At 36.5% G+C, this 14382-nt stretch carries 17 protein-coding genes and 1 tRNA gene; 9 read left to right on the plus strand and 9 right to left on the minus strand.

Features of this window, described 5'->3' with window-relative positions:
- From HAW63_00040 to HAW63_00055, 4 genes are all read left to right on the plus strand, one after another.
- On the plus strand, positions 1-1181 hold a 1181-nt coding region (locus tag HAW63_00040; protein MBE8162365.1), incomplete at its 5' end, for a tetratricopeptide repeat protein.
- A gap of 6 nt (positions 1182-1187) precedes the next feature.
- Positions 1188-1448: a hypothetical protein gene (locus tag HAW63_00045; protein ID MBE8162366.1), complete on the plus strand. Its 261-nt coding sequence runs from the start codon at positions 1188-1190 to the stop codon at positions 1446-1448.
- 77 nt (positions 1449-1525) lie between these two features.
- Positions 1526-2815: a serine--tRNA ligase gene (gene serS, locus HAW63_00050; GenBank protein MBE8162367.1), complete on the plus strand. Its 1290-nt coding sequence runs from the start codon at positions 1526-1528 to the stop codon at positions 2813-2815.
- Between the two features lie 44 nt (positions 2816-2859).
- Positions 2860-2949: transfer RNA gene (locus tag HAW63_00055), tRNA-Ser, on the plus strand.
- 3 nt (positions 2950-2952) lie between these two features.
- Here HAW63_00055 and HAW63_00060 read toward each other — a convergent pair.
- Positions 2953-3219 (minus strand): hypothetical protein, encoded by a 267-nt coding sequence (locus tag HAW63_00060; GenBank protein MBE8162368.1) that lies wholly within the window; start codon positions 3217-3219, stop codon positions 2953-2955.
- 94 nt (positions 3220-3313) lie between these two features.
- Between HAW63_00060 and HAW63_00065 the strand changes: the two genes are divergently transcribed.
- A complete protein-coding gene (locus HAW63_00065; protein ID MBE8162369.1) occupies positions 3314-3979 on the plus strand; it encodes a carboxylesterase in 666 nt (221 codons plus the stop codon).
- A 30-nt stretch (positions 3980-4009) separates the two neighbouring features.
- Positions 4010-4708, plus strand: coding sequence for a DUF1402 family protein (locus tag HAW63_00070; GenBank protein MBE8162370.1), 699 nt, complete (start codon positions 4010-4012; stop codon positions 4706-4708).
- A gap of 6 nt (positions 4709-4714) precedes the next feature.
- On the opposite strand, the gene HAW63_00075 is transcribed toward HAW63_00070, so the two are convergent.
- The 8 genes from HAW63_00075 to HAW63_00110 form a co-directional block, all read right to left on the minus strand.
- The gene (locus HAW63_00075; GenBank protein MBE8162371.1) at positions 4715-5026 is read right to left on the minus strand and encodes a hypothetical protein; all 312 of its coding nucleotides are present in this window, start codon (positions 5024-5026) and stop codon (positions 4715-4717) included.
- A gap of 36 nt (positions 5027-5062) precedes the next feature.
- Entirely contained in the window at positions 5063-5695 is a 633-nt protein-coding gene (locus HAW63_00080) for a cytochrome c oxidase subunit 3 family protein (GenBank protein ID MBE8162372.1), read from the minus strand.
- Entirely contained in the window at positions 5682-7268 is a 1587-nt protein-coding gene (ctaD, locus tag HAW63_00085) for a cytochrome c oxidase subunit I (GenBank protein MBE8162373.1), read from the minus strand. Before ctaD ends, HAW63_00080 begins: the two co-directional genes overlap by 14 nt.
- The gene (gene coxB / locus HAW63_00090; GenBank protein MBE8162374.1) at positions 7269-8258 is read right to left on the minus strand and encodes a cytochrome c oxidase subunit II; all 990 of its coding nucleotides are present in this window, start codon (positions 8256-8258) and stop codon (positions 7269-7271) included.
- Between the two features lie 2 nt (positions 8259-8260).
- On the minus strand, positions 8261-9106 hold the full coding sequence (locus tag HAW63_00095; GenBank protein MBE8162375.1) for an SCO family protein: 846 nt from the start codon (positions 9104-9106) through the stop codon (positions 8261-8263).
- 22 nt (positions 9107-9128) lie between these two features.
- Positions 9129-9677 carry a cytochrome c gene (locus HAW63_00100; protein MBE8162376.1) on the minus strand — a complete coding sequence of 183 codons (549 nt, stop codon included), beginning with the start codon at positions 9675-9677 and terminating at the stop codon, positions 9129-9131.
- An 11-nt stretch (positions 9678-9688) separates the two neighbouring features.
- Positions 9689-9994 carry a Grx4 family monothiol glutaredoxin gene (gene grxD / locus HAW63_00105; GenBank protein MBE8162377.1) on the minus strand — a complete coding sequence of 102 codons (306 nt, stop codon included), beginning with the start codon at positions 9992-9994 and terminating at the stop codon, positions 9689-9691.
- A gap of 102 nt (positions 9995-10096) precedes the next feature.
- Positions 10097-10351 (minus strand): BolA family transcriptional regulator, encoded by a 255-nt coding sequence (locus HAW63_00110; protein MBE8162378.1) that lies wholly within the window; start codon positions 10349-10351, stop codon positions 10097-10099.
- Positions 10352-10528: 177 nt separating this feature from the next.
- On the opposite strand from HAW63_00110, the gene HAW63_00115 reads away from it, so the two are divergent.
- Genes HAW63_00115 through HAW63_00125 form a run of 3 tightly spaced genes read left to right on the plus strand, consistent with a single transcriptional unit; the run spans position 10529 to position 14251 of the window.
- Positions 10529-12655, plus strand: coding sequence for an elongation factor G (locus HAW63_00115; protein MBE8162379.1), 2127 nt, complete (start codon positions 10529-10531; stop codon positions 12653-12655).
- Positions 12656-12658: 3 nt separating this feature from the next.
- Complete coding sequence (gene dcd / locus HAW63_00120) at positions 12659-13213, plus strand: dCTP deaminase (protein MBE8162380.1); 555 nt, start codon at positions 12659-12661, stop codon at positions 13211-13213.
- 9 nt (positions 13214-13222) lie between these two features.
- Entirely contained in the window at positions 13223-14251 is a 1029-nt protein-coding gene (locus tag HAW63_00125; protein MBE8162381.1) for an HlyC/CorC family transporter, read from the plus strand.
- The last annotated feature ends 131 nt before the right edge of the window (positions 14252-14382 follow it).

Raw genomic sequence — 14382 nt, forward strand, 5'->3', positions numbered from 1 at the left:
TTAAGGTTCAACCAAAATTTATTCACGCCTATATTTTGCTGTCGCAATATTATACTCACAGATATGAGTACGATACCGCCGCGCGAATTTTAAAATCTGCCCATAAACAAAGCCCTCGAGCTTATGAAATTTACCGCGCCTCTGCGTATTTGGAATTTAAAAAATCTAATACCAAAGAGGCTGTTTCCTTTGCAAAAAAAGCCTTGCAACTTTACCCTGGCGATAAAGAAAGTCTTGTTCTTTTAGCAAAATCCTACTTTGCACAAAAACAAATAAGCGCCTCTTTAAAAGTTAGCGAACAAGTTCTTGAACTTAACCCTTACTATAACCCTGCTCAAGAAATATATGTTCATAGTTTGACAGAGGTGCGTGGCATTTCTGCAGCCCTTAGTTATGTAAATAAGCTAATTAATAATTACCCGCAATCTAGTTTTTATTATTTTTTAAAAGCCGAAGCTTTGGCTGGATACAACCGTTACTCTCAAGCAAAAAATAATTTTTACCAAGCACTTAAACTTAATCCTCATTTTAAAAAAGCCTATTTAGAGTTAGCCAAAGTCAACATTCAAGACGGACAATTGCAAGAGGCCGAAGAATTATTAGTTACTGCCGCTTTATCTAACCCCTCAGACCCAGAATCTTTATTTGCTTTAGCCAAGTTATATTTACAAAGAAAAAAGTATAAAAAAGCCATTAAACAGCTTTTTGGTATTTTAACCATTAATAAAAAATACCCTTTGGTGCATTTTTATATTGGTAAAACTTATTTTCTTGCCTCTCAATTAAAAGAAGCTAAAAAACATTTGCAATTAGAAAAAGTCAATAACCCTAACTTAGCAGACCCCAGCATATTGCTTGCAGAAATTTATGTTTCAGAAAAAAACTACTTAGCCTGCGTACAAGAATATCAAAAAGCCATTAAAATTAGAGGCGCTTCTGCTTATGTTTATATCCAAATGGCCAAATGCTATCGGTTAATGAGCTCGTTAGATACAGCTAAGATTATGCTAGATCGTGCTAGAAAAATAGAATCTGGATTGCCCGAAATTTACAAAGAACTTGGCGCTATATACGAATCCAGCGGTGAGCTAAACTTGGCGCGTCGTGCTTACTCGCAATATTTTTTACTAAACCCTAGTGCAGAAGATAGACAAACAATCAAAAACCGATTACAGATGTAGGTGATTATGTTATTACTGTTTCGCTCTGCCATTGGAGTTTTAAAGTTTTTATTTGCAACCAGCATTGCTTTTTTAGCGGCCACGGTTTTAGAGCTTTTTTTGCACTACCAACTTTTATCTTGGCTATTTGTATTTTGCCTGTGCTTTTACCTTGTGTTTTATATTATAAAAACCTTAACGCCCTCTGTATTTTTTATTGCCCTAGGCCTTACTATTATTTCTCTCTTTTTTTTGTATCACTACGCTAATGTTGCAGGTAATGTGTAACAAAAGCCTTTTTGCAAAACACTTTGACAAACTAAACTATACATTCTTAAAATAAAAAAATTGTAAAAAAGAGACCTATGCTAGATTTAAAACTTTTTGAAAATAACGAAAAAGATCAAAATATTAAAAAGTACGAAGCTAATTTAAAAAATAGAAATTTTTCTGTTCAAGAATTTGATAATTTACTAAAGCTAAACGAACGGCGAAAGCAGCTTATTTTTACTGTTGATACTAAAAAGTCTTTACAAAAAACTCAGTCCGCAGAACTTAGAAAAGTAACCGCAAAAGAAAAAGATGTTTTGCTAAAAAAATTACAAAGCATAAAAGCAGAAATTCATTCTTACGAAACCGAGCTGGCCTCCTTGCAAGAAGAATTTACTTCCTTAAGCCTAAGCCTTCCTAATTTGTGCGATGATAGTGTTCCCAAAGGAAAGGGAGAAGAGCAAAACAAAGAAGTATCCACTTATGGAACTATTCCTCAATTTTCTTTTTCTTCAAAAGAGCACTGGAACTTAGGAGAAGAGTTAGATATTTTAGATTTTGACAGAGCTGCAAAAGTTACCGGCTCTCGTTTTGTTTTTTTAAAAGGCGCCGGAGCAAAACTAGAACGAGCACTTATTAATTTTATGATGGACATACATAGCAAAGAACATGGCTATAAAGAACTTATTCCTCCTTTTTTAGTAAATAGTAATAGCCTAATCGGCACAGGCCAGTTTCCAAAATTTACCGAAGATGTTTTTAGTATAGTTGGGCAAGATTTAAAATTAGTGCCCACCGCAGAGGTTCCTGTTACTAACTTTTATGCAAAAGAAGTTTTAAAAGAGCAAGACCTTCCCCTTTCTTTTGTAGCCTATAGCCCTTGTTTTCGCTCCGAAGCTGGGTCTTATGGTAAAGACACAAAAGGTTTAATAAGGCAGCACCAGTTTAATAAAGTCGAACTAGTTAGTTTTGTAAAACCCGAAAACTCCCTACAAGCCCATGAAAAACTAACTGCACATGCAGAAAATATTTTAAAAAGACTAGAACTTCCTTATAGAAAAGTATTGCTTTGCACAGGCGACACTAGTTTTTCTGCAAAAAAATGTTTTGACCTAGAGGTGTGGTTACCTGGACAAAAACAATATAGAGAAATTAGTTCTTGCTCTAACTTTGGAGATTTTCAAGCTCGTCGTGCCAGCATTCGCTTTCGCAGAGCCCAAGGAGGAAAGCTTGAGTTTGTTCACACCTTAAACGGATCAGGCCTAGCCATTGGACGAACTCTTCTTGCGATTTTAGAAAACTATCAACAAGAAGACGGAAGCATAAAAATTCCATCAGCACTTATTAATTACATGGGTGGCATGACCCACATAAGCAATCCATAAATTTTTCTTTGCCTTTATAATAGTACTCCGCTAGGATTTCTAGTGGAGAGGTGGCTGAGTGGTTGAAAGCACCGGTCTTGAAAACCGACGAGCCTTAACGGGTTCCGGGGGTTCGAATCCCCCTCTCTCCGCCATAATTACTGACTAGCAATACCTCTGCGAACAGATTTTCGCTTTCGCCTTTTCCTTTGTTTATTTTTAACCAATAATTGTTTGTAAGCTTTAATTTCTTCGTCTCTATCTTTTTCCTCTTGAGCCAACTCTTGCTTAAGTTCTTCAATTTCTTGAGCCACTTCGCTAAATAATTCAACATCTTTAGCCTTGCTGCCGGCAACAGCAGAAAATGAAAAAAAAGTAAGTGCTGCCATAGCAATAACCAGTGCCATGCTTTTATTTTTAATCATTAATGCCTCCTGTTGCAGTACCTTTCGGTTGTTTTTACCTAGACTAAAGTAGAAAGCTGTGTCATTTTGAGAAAACTTAACTTTATTTTTAAATATGACCCACTACCCCTCTCCATTAATTATACAACCTCAGGCAGAGCATAAATATACTGTAATTTGGCTACATGGTTTAGGAGCTAATGCTAATGATTTTTTTAACTTAGCCCCGCGACTAAAATTTAAAAATAAACCACATACAAAATTTATTTTTCCAAACGCTTCTGAACAAAAGGTAAGCATTAACGGCTTTGCCATTATGCCTTCGTGGTATGACATTTATAACTTAGACAATACAAAAAATATTAACCTAGAGGATTTAAAAAATTCTAGCCTTTATGTTAAAGGTTTTATAGATAAAGAGGTAAGCAGTGCCACCAATGAAGATCATATTATTTTAGCAGGCTTTTCGCAGGGAGGTGTGGTGGCCCTTCATACTGCCTTAAGCGGCGTGCTTGCGCACTCTGTAAAAAGTGTACTCGCTTTATCTACCTACCACCCCGATGTGGATTTACTAAAACCCTCCACTGCAAAAACACCATCCATCTGTTTTATGCACGGAACTCAAGATACTATCATTCCCATAAAGCTGGCTAAAGAAACTTGTGTCAAAATAGAACAGTTAAATTACAAACCGCAATTTACTTCTTACCCCATGGCTCACGAAGTTTGCCTAGAACAAATTAAGGACATCAATACTTTTTTTTCTATGCAGTGTAATTAAAAGTTGGCCTGTAATTTGCTTTACAAAAGTATGAAACTTTTACTCTGCTTATTTTTTTGGCTTTTTATTCCTTTTAAGGGGAGTGCTGCTGTTAAAAAGGTGGATTTTAGTTATTTAATTCCCGCTCAACAACCCTCCATAGATCAGGTGTGTCGCTTAGATACTGAAAATTGTGATAAATTATCCAGACCTGTTAATAAAGAGGCTTTATTTTTAATTCAAAAACATAAAGCCTGGATTTTATATTTGGGACATAAATACAAAGTGCAGCCTACTTTAATTGCTAGTATTTTTTTAGCAGAACAAAGTTTAATATTTGGCCTTTATGATGTACTTCAAAATATACTTGCCTCTTGGAATATAGAAATAACTTCTAGCGTAGGCCCATTACAAGTAAGTGCTTTGGCTGTGCGAATTTCAGAAAACTTGTTATCTAAATTAGATCATCGTAAACCTGTATCTAAAAAAGTTTTGCAAAAAAAACTTTTAAATATAAAAAGCGCTTTGTATTACGCCACTGGCTACTTATTACATATACAAAATGTTTACAAAAAACAGGGTTTAGATATTTCTAATAGCTTTGGCCTAATAGGAACCCTATACACACTGGGAAGCGTTCAAAAAAGAGCAAAACAAACTAAAAAATTAAATCGCCCAATGAGAGTAAGTTACTATGGCTATTTTATAGAAAAAAATAAATCCACAGTACAAAAAATTTTATATCCTTAAAAAAACCTATAATGGGTTTACTTCTACCACGCGAGTGGCAATGTCAAAAGCTACGTAAGCAAACAAAACAAATAAAACTAAAATTGCCGAAATAAAATACCGTTTATTAACCTTTGTTTCATGCTTTAGCCCCATAAAAATTAATCCCACTGCAGTGGCCTTAACTGTAGCAATTAAAAAAGCCATAAACCCGTTTAAAAAACCTAAGTCAAAACCCGAAACAGGCTTTGCCACAATGACAGTAACAAAAGTTAAAAATAATAATAAACCTAAAACTTTAACATAAGTTTTAATCGGGGTAATGTGATGTAAGTCCATAAGTTATCCTTTTTATAAATATACTGTTTTGCGAAATTAACCTACCAAATATAATAAGGGAAATAAAAAAATCCAAATTAGGTCAATAACATGCCAAAACAAACCGACTCCTTCTACGGGAGTATAATATTTAGAATTAAAATCCCCTCGCCTAGCCCTTATTAAAACCCAAGTAATCACTCCCATTCCAATTAAAATGTGTAAACCGTGCAGCCCTGTCATTAAAAAGTAAAAAGAAAAATACAAAGCTAAGTTTGCCGACTCTGCCCCTTGGTAAGAAAAAAACTGACCTGGGTACAAACCTAAATGAAACTTATGACTATATTCGAGGTACTTTACTACCATAAACACCGCAGCCAAAACCAAAGTGAGTGCTAAGTTTAGCACCGCTTTTTTTGAATCATTTTTTTGGCAAAAATGAATACTTATAGCCATGGTAAACGAACTTAATAGTAAAACTACGGTATTTAGTGCGCCCATTCGCCAGTCTAAAAATGTTGCCCCTTCAGCAAAAGTGGCTGGGTATTGGTGATGGTATAAAAAATACGCCACAAACAACACGCCAAACATTACTATTTCTGTACATAAAAATAACCACACTCCCATTTTACTAGCAGAAAATTCGTGGTCAGCATCTTTAAAGTGATGTGCATGCTTATGGGCGGTCATAAGGCCCTCCTGAAACTTCCATTTCTTTAGTAAAGTTTTCGTGTGGAGGTGGAGAGGTAGTTTGCCACTCTAGGGTTGTTCCTCCCCAAGGATTGTCTCCAGCAACTTCTCCATTTTTCCAAGCCCGATACAAAGTGACAAATACAATAACCATACCAATATTCACAATAGTGCTTCCCACAGTGGACACGGCATGAAGGTGTTCAAACTCTGGCAAATAATCAAAGTATCGTCTAGGCATTCCCATAGCTCCTAAAATAAACTGAGGGAAAAAGGTAACATTAAAACCAATAAAGACAAAAGCAAAACCTATTTGCCCAGAAAGTTCGTGATACATTCTTCCACAAATTTTAGGCCACCAATAAAATAACCCGGCAAAAGTGGCCATCACTGCCCCTCCCACCATAGTGTAATGAAAATGCGACACAACAAAATAGGTATCATGAAAATGCATATCCGTACTTAGTGTGGCTAAAAACAAACCCGTTAAACCACCAATGGCAAAAACAAATAAAAAACCTAAAGCAAATAGTAACGGCGTTCTAAATTCAATGGAACCTTTATATAAAGTTGTCATCCAATTAAAAATTTTTACCGCTGTGGGAATTCCTACAAACATAGTAATAAAAGAAAACAATACCCCTGCCCAATCGGATTGCCCACTAACAAACATATGATGTCCCCAAACTAAAAAGCCAACCCCTGCAATAGCTACACTGGCATAAACAATGGCTTTGTATCCAAAAATTACTTTTTTAGAAAAGGTGGATACCACTTCACTAATTACTCCCATTCCCGGAAGAACCATTAAGTACACTACGGGGTGAGAATAAAACCAAAAAAAATGTTGAAATAAAATAGGGTCTCCTCCTAACTTAGGATCAAAAATACCTACCCCCAATAAGCGTTCGGCAACTAAAAGTAATAAAGTAATGCCTACTACGGGAGTGGCCACAATTTGAATAATCGATGTGGCATACAAACCCCAAACAAACAAAGGCATTTTCATAAAAGTCATACCCTTAGCACGAAGTTGATGAATGGTAGCGATAAAATTTAATCCCGTTAAAATAGAGGCCAGCCCCATAACAAAAGCTCCCAACACAACAAATACCGTACCGGACTGAGCCGATCCAATACTGTAAGGCGCATAAAAAGTCCAACCCGTATCCACCCCTGTGGTAAATAAAGAAATCATGGCAATGAGAGCCCCCGCCATTAAACAATACCAACTTAATAAATTTAATCGAGGAAAGGCCACATCTTTTGCCCCTATTTGTAGTGGCAACAAAATGTTTCCTAAAACTGCTGGAATGCCTGGCACTAAAACCATAAAAGTCATAATAGCACCATGATAGGTCATCACTTTATTATATTGAAGAGCGGTTAAAAAATCTTTTCCTGCAGAAAATAATTCATAACGAAGTAGTAAAGAAAATACAGCTCCTAAAGTTGCAAATATAACAATACTTATTAAATACATTACCCCAATGCGCTTGTGATCTAAAGTGGTTAACCACGACCACAAACCTTTTTCACAATTAAGATAATTTTTATCAGTTAAGTTAGACATTTATTTCTCCTTTAAACTTTTAATATATTCTATTAACCCTCGTATTTGCTGTTCAGACAATTGCCCTTTAAAAGTGGGCATCACGCCTTTTGGAAAGCCTTTTACCACTTTTGCGTTGGGGTTTAAAATAGAGTCTCTAATATAGGTGGCGTCAGCTACCAAACTTTCCCCGTTTTCAAAAATGCTTTTAGAGTTCCACAAATTACCCAGTCCTGGCCCAACTTTGTTTGTGTCATTAACATTGTGGCAAGCTGCACAAGAAGTGTTAAATACTTTTTTACCAATTTTAGACAAACTCATTTCTTTATAAGGATCGTTGGCTAACCAATTAGCATAGTCTTTAAAACTAACCACTTTAAGTTTTGCTATCATGCTAGAGTGTTCTGTACCACAAAATTCTGCACAAAAAATATAATACTCTCCCTTCTTGGTAGGCTGTATCCATAGCGAAGTGTATCTTCCCGGAACGGCATCTTGTTTTTTTCTAAATGCTGGTAAAAACAAACTATGAATAACATCTTTAGAGGATATAATAAATTTTACTGGTTTATTTACTGGCACATAAACTTCGTTAACCGACTTACGCCCACTTTTATAATGAAAACCCCAAGACCATTTTTGCCCCTCTACAAAAATCTCTAAAGCTTTAGCGGGAGCGTGCCGTGCTTGGTTCCACAATTTCCAACCCCACCCAAACATGAAAAAGAAAATTAAAGAAGGTATGATGGTCCAAATTATCTCTAACTTTAAGTTGTGCGACATGTGTGGTGTTTTTTCGTTAGCCGTTTTGCGACGATACCTAAAGCCAAAATAAGCAATGCACAAAACAATTAAAACAAAAGACACTGCACTAACATTTAAAATAAAAGCATACAGTTTATCCGCGTCGTGAGCATAAACCGAAGCCTCTGGTGGCATAAATACCGATTTTTTAGCATACGCCACTTTTGCAAACACACTAATTATAGTTAAAAACAGTAATTTAAACACTCTTAACCCCTATCTCTTACATTAAATTTATCTTTTTTTGAAAACCAAATGGGAAATAAAAATAACAACATAATAAAAACGGTAAAAATACCCCCTGCCTGCATTACCCTCCAAGCATAAATAGTGTACTTTCCTTTTTTAGGATCAAATCGAGAACAAAAAAACAAAACTTGGTCTAAAAAATTTCCTGTTTTCCCCTCGGAAGCTTCTTGAATAGATAAATCAAAATCTTTGGGCACAAATTGAATGCCATGCAAGTAACGAGTTACTTTTCCTTTAGGACTAACAAATATTAAAGTAGAGGGGTGCAAGTACTGCTTATCCTTTTTGCTATACCTATATTTAACGCCCAAATCTTTAGCTAACAAACGAATGTCTGTTGCTTTTCCTGTTAAAAAATACCAAAAATTTTCTACATCCTTTTTGCTATTTTCCCCCTCAAAAGCCTCTAAATAAATTTCTTTTTTTGAAGCAGCAATAATTACATCTTCTTGAGGGTTCACACTAATAGATAAAACACGGTAATCTTTTCCGATTTTCCATTTACTTTCTTTAATAGCTTGTGCCAGTCCATTTAAGGTGTGATTGCATAAACTAGGACAGCGAAAATAAACTAAATTTAAAACTAATGGTTTTTGAAAATTTAAATAGTCTTTTAAAGTTAAAACTTGTTTATGGTCATTAGAAAAAGTTAAGCTTTTAGTAATAAACTTTCCTAACTGCTCTTTAACGCCAACACCATTTAAATAGGCGGGTGCTTTATCTGCCTGCAAAGGAATGTCGTCAGGATTATAAGCAAAACTGCTTATAACAAAAAACAACGAAAAGAAAATAATTAAGCTCTTCATAAAATTTTTGTCCTTATAGTTTTTACTTAGGTGCGCTAACCTTTTGTTTTAATTTTTGAATGTCTTCTTTAACTTTGTTTGTGGTTATAGACCTAATAAAATGTACCAATGCCCAGCGGTCTTCTTTAGATAAATGTCCAAAAGCCGCCATAGAAGTTCCTGCAATCCCATTGCTAATGGTTTTAAAAAGTTGATCGGACCGACCCCCTTTGGTCCATTTTCCTTTTACTACATCTCTAGGAGGAGGGTTTAAAGCTCCCGCGGCTGGCCCGTCCCCTTTTCCTTCGGGGCCATGACAGCTAACGCAATTAATTTGAAAAATGGCTTTACCTTTAGCCGCCCACGAAGGACTGTTAACCCAAAAATTCGCTTTTTCTTTGTCGGTTAAGTCTTGGCTTGTGGTTGTCTTTTTTACCGCCCCTGCAGCAACCGCTTCTGTTTTTACTTCTTTTAAATCAATGCCTTCATAAATAAAGCTATAGTACGCCATAAAAAGTAAGGACGCGGTATAAGAAAATAGAAAAGTTCTTAATCCCCATTTGTTATAAAGTGCGTCTTTATTTTTAGTCATAAAAAATCCTTTTATTCTGCTGTTTTTAGTGCCGAGGCCAAATCGCCAGATTCTTGCATTTCCATCACAATATCGCACCCACCAATAAATTTACCCTTATGGTAAAGCTGGGGGTAAGTGGGCCAGTTAGAATATTCTTTTACTGCTTGGCGCATTTGCCCATCGGTTAAAATATTAAAACTTTCAAAGGGAACATTAATAGCGTTTAAAGCGCTAACCACTTGGGCAGAAAAACCACATAAGGGCTTGGTTTTGTCTCCCTTCATAAATAAAAATGTTTGGTTTTCTTCTACTAAATTGCGAATATTTTTTTCCATAAAATTCTCCTGCTCTATTAGGTTACCTTTACAATTTCTTCTTTTTAAAACTTTTTCTTTTTACAATTTCTTCTTTTTAAAACTACCCGCCCCTTAATCAGCCTACGCGTACAAAGCATCAAATTGCTTTTTAGTAATAGTTTTAATTTTCACTGCGTGTAATCGCTCTTTTAACTCCTCTTTTAAAGAGTCCATCACCATTTGGTGCTGCTCTAACAAGGGCTTGTTTTCAAAGCTATCACTAATTACCATCACTCCCAAGTGATTATGGGCCCCTCCTCCAGGAAAATTAGTTAACTGGACTTTAGATTCAGCAATAGCACTTTCTATTAAATTTATTAATTTTTTTGTATCCATAATTCACCTTTTCTGTCACTTGCTTTTTGAAAATGCCCCTCCATAAGAAAAAAGTCAATACAGCTAAGCGGAGTTTAAAAAAAATTTTAGGGTTTTTGAAAGATTTTTATTGATAATCATCTCCCATTTGATACAAAGAAGGCTGTTATTAAGCTACACTATTTGGAAGGAGATGTAATGGCTACAAAATGGGAAGTGGAAAAAGTCCGAAATATTGGAATATCTGCACATATTGATTCTGGAAAAACCACATTAACAGAAAGAATTTTATTTTATACAGGAAGAATTCATGCCATCCATGATGTTCGTGGAAAAGATGGCGTTGGTGCAAAAATGGACTCCATGGAGCTAGAAAAAGAGCGGGGCATTACCATTCAATCGGCTGCCACTAATGTTCAATGGAAAAATGACATTAGTGATATTAACATTAATATTATCGATACCCCTGGCCATGTGGATTTTACTGTGGAGGTCGAAAGGTCTTTGCGAGTATTAGATGGTGCTATTTTAGTTTTATGTGGAGTGTCTGGAGTGCAATCGCAATCCATTACTGTGGATCGCCAAATGCGTCGCTACAATGTTCCTCGCGTAGCTTTTATTAACAAATTAGATCGCTCGGGAGCTAACCCCTTTCGCGTGGCCGAAGCCTTAAGAGAAAAACTGAATCACAATGCCATAATGGTACAAATCCCTATTGGTTTAGAAGAAAACTTAGTGGGCGTGGTGGATCTTGTAAAAATGAAGGCCTTATATTTTGAAGGTGACAACGGAGAAAATATTCGCATCGAAGACATTCCCGCAGAGCTAAAAGAAGAGGCGGATAAATACCACAATATTCTTGTGGGTGCGGTGGCTGATTTTGACGACACTGTGGGTGAAAAATTTTTATTGGAAGAAGAACCCACTGCAGAAGAAATTCAAGTGGCTATTCGTAAAGGAACACTAAGCTTAAAACTAACTCCTGTGTTTTGTGGTTCGGCTTATAAAAACAAAGGCGTTCAAGCTTTGTTAGATGGCGTGGCTTCTTACTTACCAAATCCCACAGAAATCACCAACGATGCTTTAGATCAATCCGACAATGAAAAATCGATAGACTTAGCAACTGATGACGAAAAGCCCTTGGTGGCTTTAGCCTTTAAACTAGAAGATGGGCGCTTTGGACAGCTAACTTATATGCGCGTATATCAAGGCACTTTAAAAAAGGGCGACTTTATTCATAACATTAGTGATAACAATAAAAAAGTTAAAATTCCTCGCATTGTAAGAATGAATTCGGCAGAAATGGAAGACATTACCGAAGCTTTTTCTGGAGATATTGTGGCTTTATTTGGTGTAGATTGTGCCTCTGGAGATACATTTACCGACAACAAAGTGCAATACACCATGACCTCTATGTTTGTGCCAGAACCTGTAATTTCTTTAGCGGTTCGCCCTAAAGATAAATCGGGAGAAAATAACTTTTCTAAAGCTTTACAAAAATTTAGAAAAGAAGACCCCACTTTTCAAGTGAAAAGAGACCCCGAGTCTAACGAAACTATTGTTTCTGGAATGGGAGAACTGCATTTAGAAGTTTATATCGAAAGAATGAAAAGAGAATTTGATTGCGAAGTGGTTTCTGGACAACCGCAAGTGGCCTACAGAGAAACCATTGGTGGCTCGGCAGAGTATGACTACACGCATAAAAAACAAACTGGTGGAGCTGGGCAATTTGCAAAAATAATGGGTAACATTGCCCCCTTAGACGCTAATAACCCCGACTTAACTTATGAATTTGTAAACAATGTTAAGGGAGGGAATGTTCCTAGAGAGTATATCCCTGCCTGTGAAAAAGGCTTTAAAGAGCAGATGAGCAAAGGAACTTTAATTGGAGCACAAATTGTAGGCGTGAAGATAGAGTTAAACGATGGTTCTTACCATGATGTTGATTCTAGTGAAATGGCCTTTCGCCTTTGTGCCATGGCGGCTTTTCGGCAAGCTTACGAAAAAGCAAGCCCTGTTTGTCTGGAACCTTTAATGAAATTAGAGGTTTCTGCTCCCGAAGAATTTCAAGGAAATATTATGGGGCAAATTAACCAACGCCGTGGTATGATTCAAGGAACAAATACTCAAGATGCTTTTGTGGTTATTCAAGCCGATGTGCCTTTGTCAGAAATGTTTGGCTACTCCACAGAGTTAAGGTCGGCCACCCAAGGGAAGGGAGAATTTACTATGGAGTTTTCTAAATACGCACAAACGCCAAAAAATATTCAAGCAAAACTTATGGAAGAGTACCAAAAAAAACGCGCCGAAGAGGCGAAAAAGTAATATATGCTACTATCTTATGAAGCTCTTGAGGCTCATCTCAAAAGTCAAAAAATTGTTGTCGACCCTTTAGGGCCTAATGCTTTACAGCCAGCCTCTATAGATTTGCGCCTAGGTAATCATTTTTTAAGCCTCGATGACAGCTTTACCGAATGTTTATCTTTAGATAAGGGCGCAAAATACAAAGAGCACCGTCAATCAGAAATTATTCTTCCTCCTAAATCCTTTTTATTAGCCACTACTTTCGAGCGTATAAAACTTCCCGCAGACATTACGGCTTTTGTGGAGGGGCGTAGCTCTATTGGGCGCATGGGTTTATTTATACAAAATGCCGGCCTTATTGATGCGGGGTTTGAAGGGCACATTACACTAGAATTATTTAACGCCAACTCTGTACCTATTAAACTACAAGCCAAGCGAAGAGTTTGTCAGTTGGTGTTTTTTGATATGGACCAAAAAACGCAATTTCCATACAGGGGCAAGTACCAAAATCAAGTATTAGCCACAGGTAGTAAAATTTTTGAAGATGCCGAAATCGATCCTCAAGGAGAAATCTCTTAAAGAGAGTATATGGAACTTTTAATATTTTATATTCTGCTATCCATTGGAATTTCTTTTCTCTGCTCCCTTCTAGAATCTGTTTTACTGTCTACATCGTCGGCATACATTAATGTTGCTATTTTAGAAAAGAAAAAAAGCGGACCTCTTTTAGTTCATTTGCAAAATAATACCGACAAAGCCTTGGCTGCCATTTTAACTTTAAACACGGTGGCCAATACTATTGGTGCTGTGGGAGTAGGTGCTCAAGTTTTAAAAATTTTTGGCAGTGAGGTTATTGCTTTTAGTTCTATTACCTTAACCCTTGTTATTTTATTTGTTTCAGAAATTATTCCAAAAACTTTAGGTACTGCTAAGTGGAAAAAACTAGCGCCTTACTGTGCATACATCACTAATGCTTTAATTTACCTACTCTTTCCTTTGGTGTTTGTTATTGGAAAGCTACAAAAATTTTTAAACCCTCATAAAAACACTATTACTCGAGAGGAAATGATTGCCACTGCAAACATTAGTGCTGAAGAGGGAGAAATTAAAGCCCAAGAAAGCTTGGTTATTTCTAACCTGCTAAGTTTAGACAATGTAATGGTTTCGGAAATTATGACTCCAAGAACCGTGTTAAAAAGTTTTGAAGAAACAGAAACAGTAGAAAATATATTAAAAAAAGAAGCCAAACTACGCTTTTCTAGAATTCCCATTTATAAAGATAATTTAGATAACATTACGGGGCTGCTTCATAAGTACGACTTACTGCACGCCTCCTCTGAAGACAAAGACACTTTAAAAATGCATGAGTTAATGAAGCCCATTCATGTTGTACCCGAACACACTCCCGTGTCTGCTGCCTTAGATCAATTTATTAAAAAGCGCGAACATTTATTTTTAGTGGTGGACGAATACGGAAGCACGGCAGGGATTGTGACTTTAGAAGATGCTATCGAAACTTTACTTGGGGTAGAGATTGTGGATGAGTTAGACCCTGTGCAAGATATGCGCGCATTGGCTAGCAAGCAGTGGAAAGAAAAGAAGCGAAAGCAGAATTAGTTAGTGGGGTCAGTTTTCAACAACAGAGGTCTGATCCTCGCACTCGCGAACCTGACCTTAGTTTTCTAAGCCCTAGCAACAACATAAGCCACCCAAGCTTCGCAGTTTTCCTCGCCCGCAGTGATGTAAAA

Source organism: Pseudobdellovibrionaceae bacterium, from assembly GCA_015163855.1.
GTDB lineage: Bacteria > Bdellovibrionota > Bdellovibrionia > Bdellovibrionales > UBA1609 > JAAOIH01.

What these genes read in the sequence shown, in the direction of transcription:
- HAW63_00080 (MBE8162372.1), bottom strand. Translation starts at nt 5,695, where the DNA reads ATGACCGCCCATAAGCATGCACATCACTTTAAAGATGCTGACCACGAA.
- ctaD (MBE8162373.1), bottom strand. Translation starts at nt 7,268, where the DNA reads ATGTCTAACTTAACTGATAAAAATTATCTTAATTGTGAAAAAGGTTTG.
- HAW63_00095 (MBE8162375.1), bottom strand. Translation starts at nt 9,106, where the DNA reads ATGAAGAGCTTAATTATTTTCTTTTCGTTGTTTTTTGTTATAAGCAGT.
- HAW63_00070 (MBE8162370.1), top strand. Translation starts at nt 4,010, where the DNA reads ATGAAACTTTTACTCTGCTTATTTTTTTGGCTTTTTATTCCTTTTAAG.
- HAW63_00075 (MBE8162371.1), bottom strand. Translation starts at nt 5,026, where the DNA reads ATGGACTTACATCACATTACCCCGATTAAAACTTATGTTAAAGTTTTA.
- HAW63_00065 (MBE8162369.1), top strand. Translation starts at nt 3,314, where the DNA reads ATGACCCACTACCCCTCTCCATTAATTATACAACCTCAGGCAGAGCAT.
- serS (MBE8162367.1), top strand. Translation starts at nt 1,526, where the DNA reads ATGCTAGATTTAAAACTTTTTGAAAATAACGAAAAAGATCAAAATATT.
- HAW63_00115 (MBE8162379.1), top strand. Translation starts at nt 10,529, where the DNA reads ATGGCTACAAAATGGGAAGTGGAAAAAGTCCGAAATATTGGAATATCT.
- grxD (MBE8162377.1), bottom strand. Translation starts at nt 9,994, where the DNA reads ATGGAAAAAAATATTCGCAATTTAGTAGAAGAAAACCAAACATTTTTA.
- dcd (MBE8162380.1), top strand. Translation starts at nt 12,659, where the DNA reads ATGCTACTATCTTATGAAGCTCTTGAGGCTCATCTCAAAAGTCAAAAA.
- HAW63_00110 (MBE8162378.1), bottom strand. Translation starts at nt 10,351, where the DNA reads ATGGATACAAAAAAATTAATAAATTTAATAGAAAGTGCTATTGCTGAA.
- HAW63_00045 (MBE8162366.1), top strand. Translation starts at nt 1,188, where the DNA reads ATGTTATTACTGTTTCGCTCTGCCATTGGAGTTTTAAAGTTTTTATTT.
- HAW63_00100 (MBE8162376.1), bottom strand. Translation starts at nt 9,677, where the DNA reads ATGACTAAAAATAAAGACGCACTTTATAACAAATGGGGATTAAGAACT.
- HAW63_00060 (MBE8162368.1), bottom strand. Translation starts at nt 3,219, where the DNA reads ATGATTAAAAATAAAAGCATGGCACTGGTTATTGCTATGGCAGCACTT.
- HAW63_00125 (MBE8162381.1), top strand. Translation starts at nt 13,223, where the DNA reads ATGGAACTTTTAATATTTTATATTCTGCTATCCATTGGAATTTCTTTT.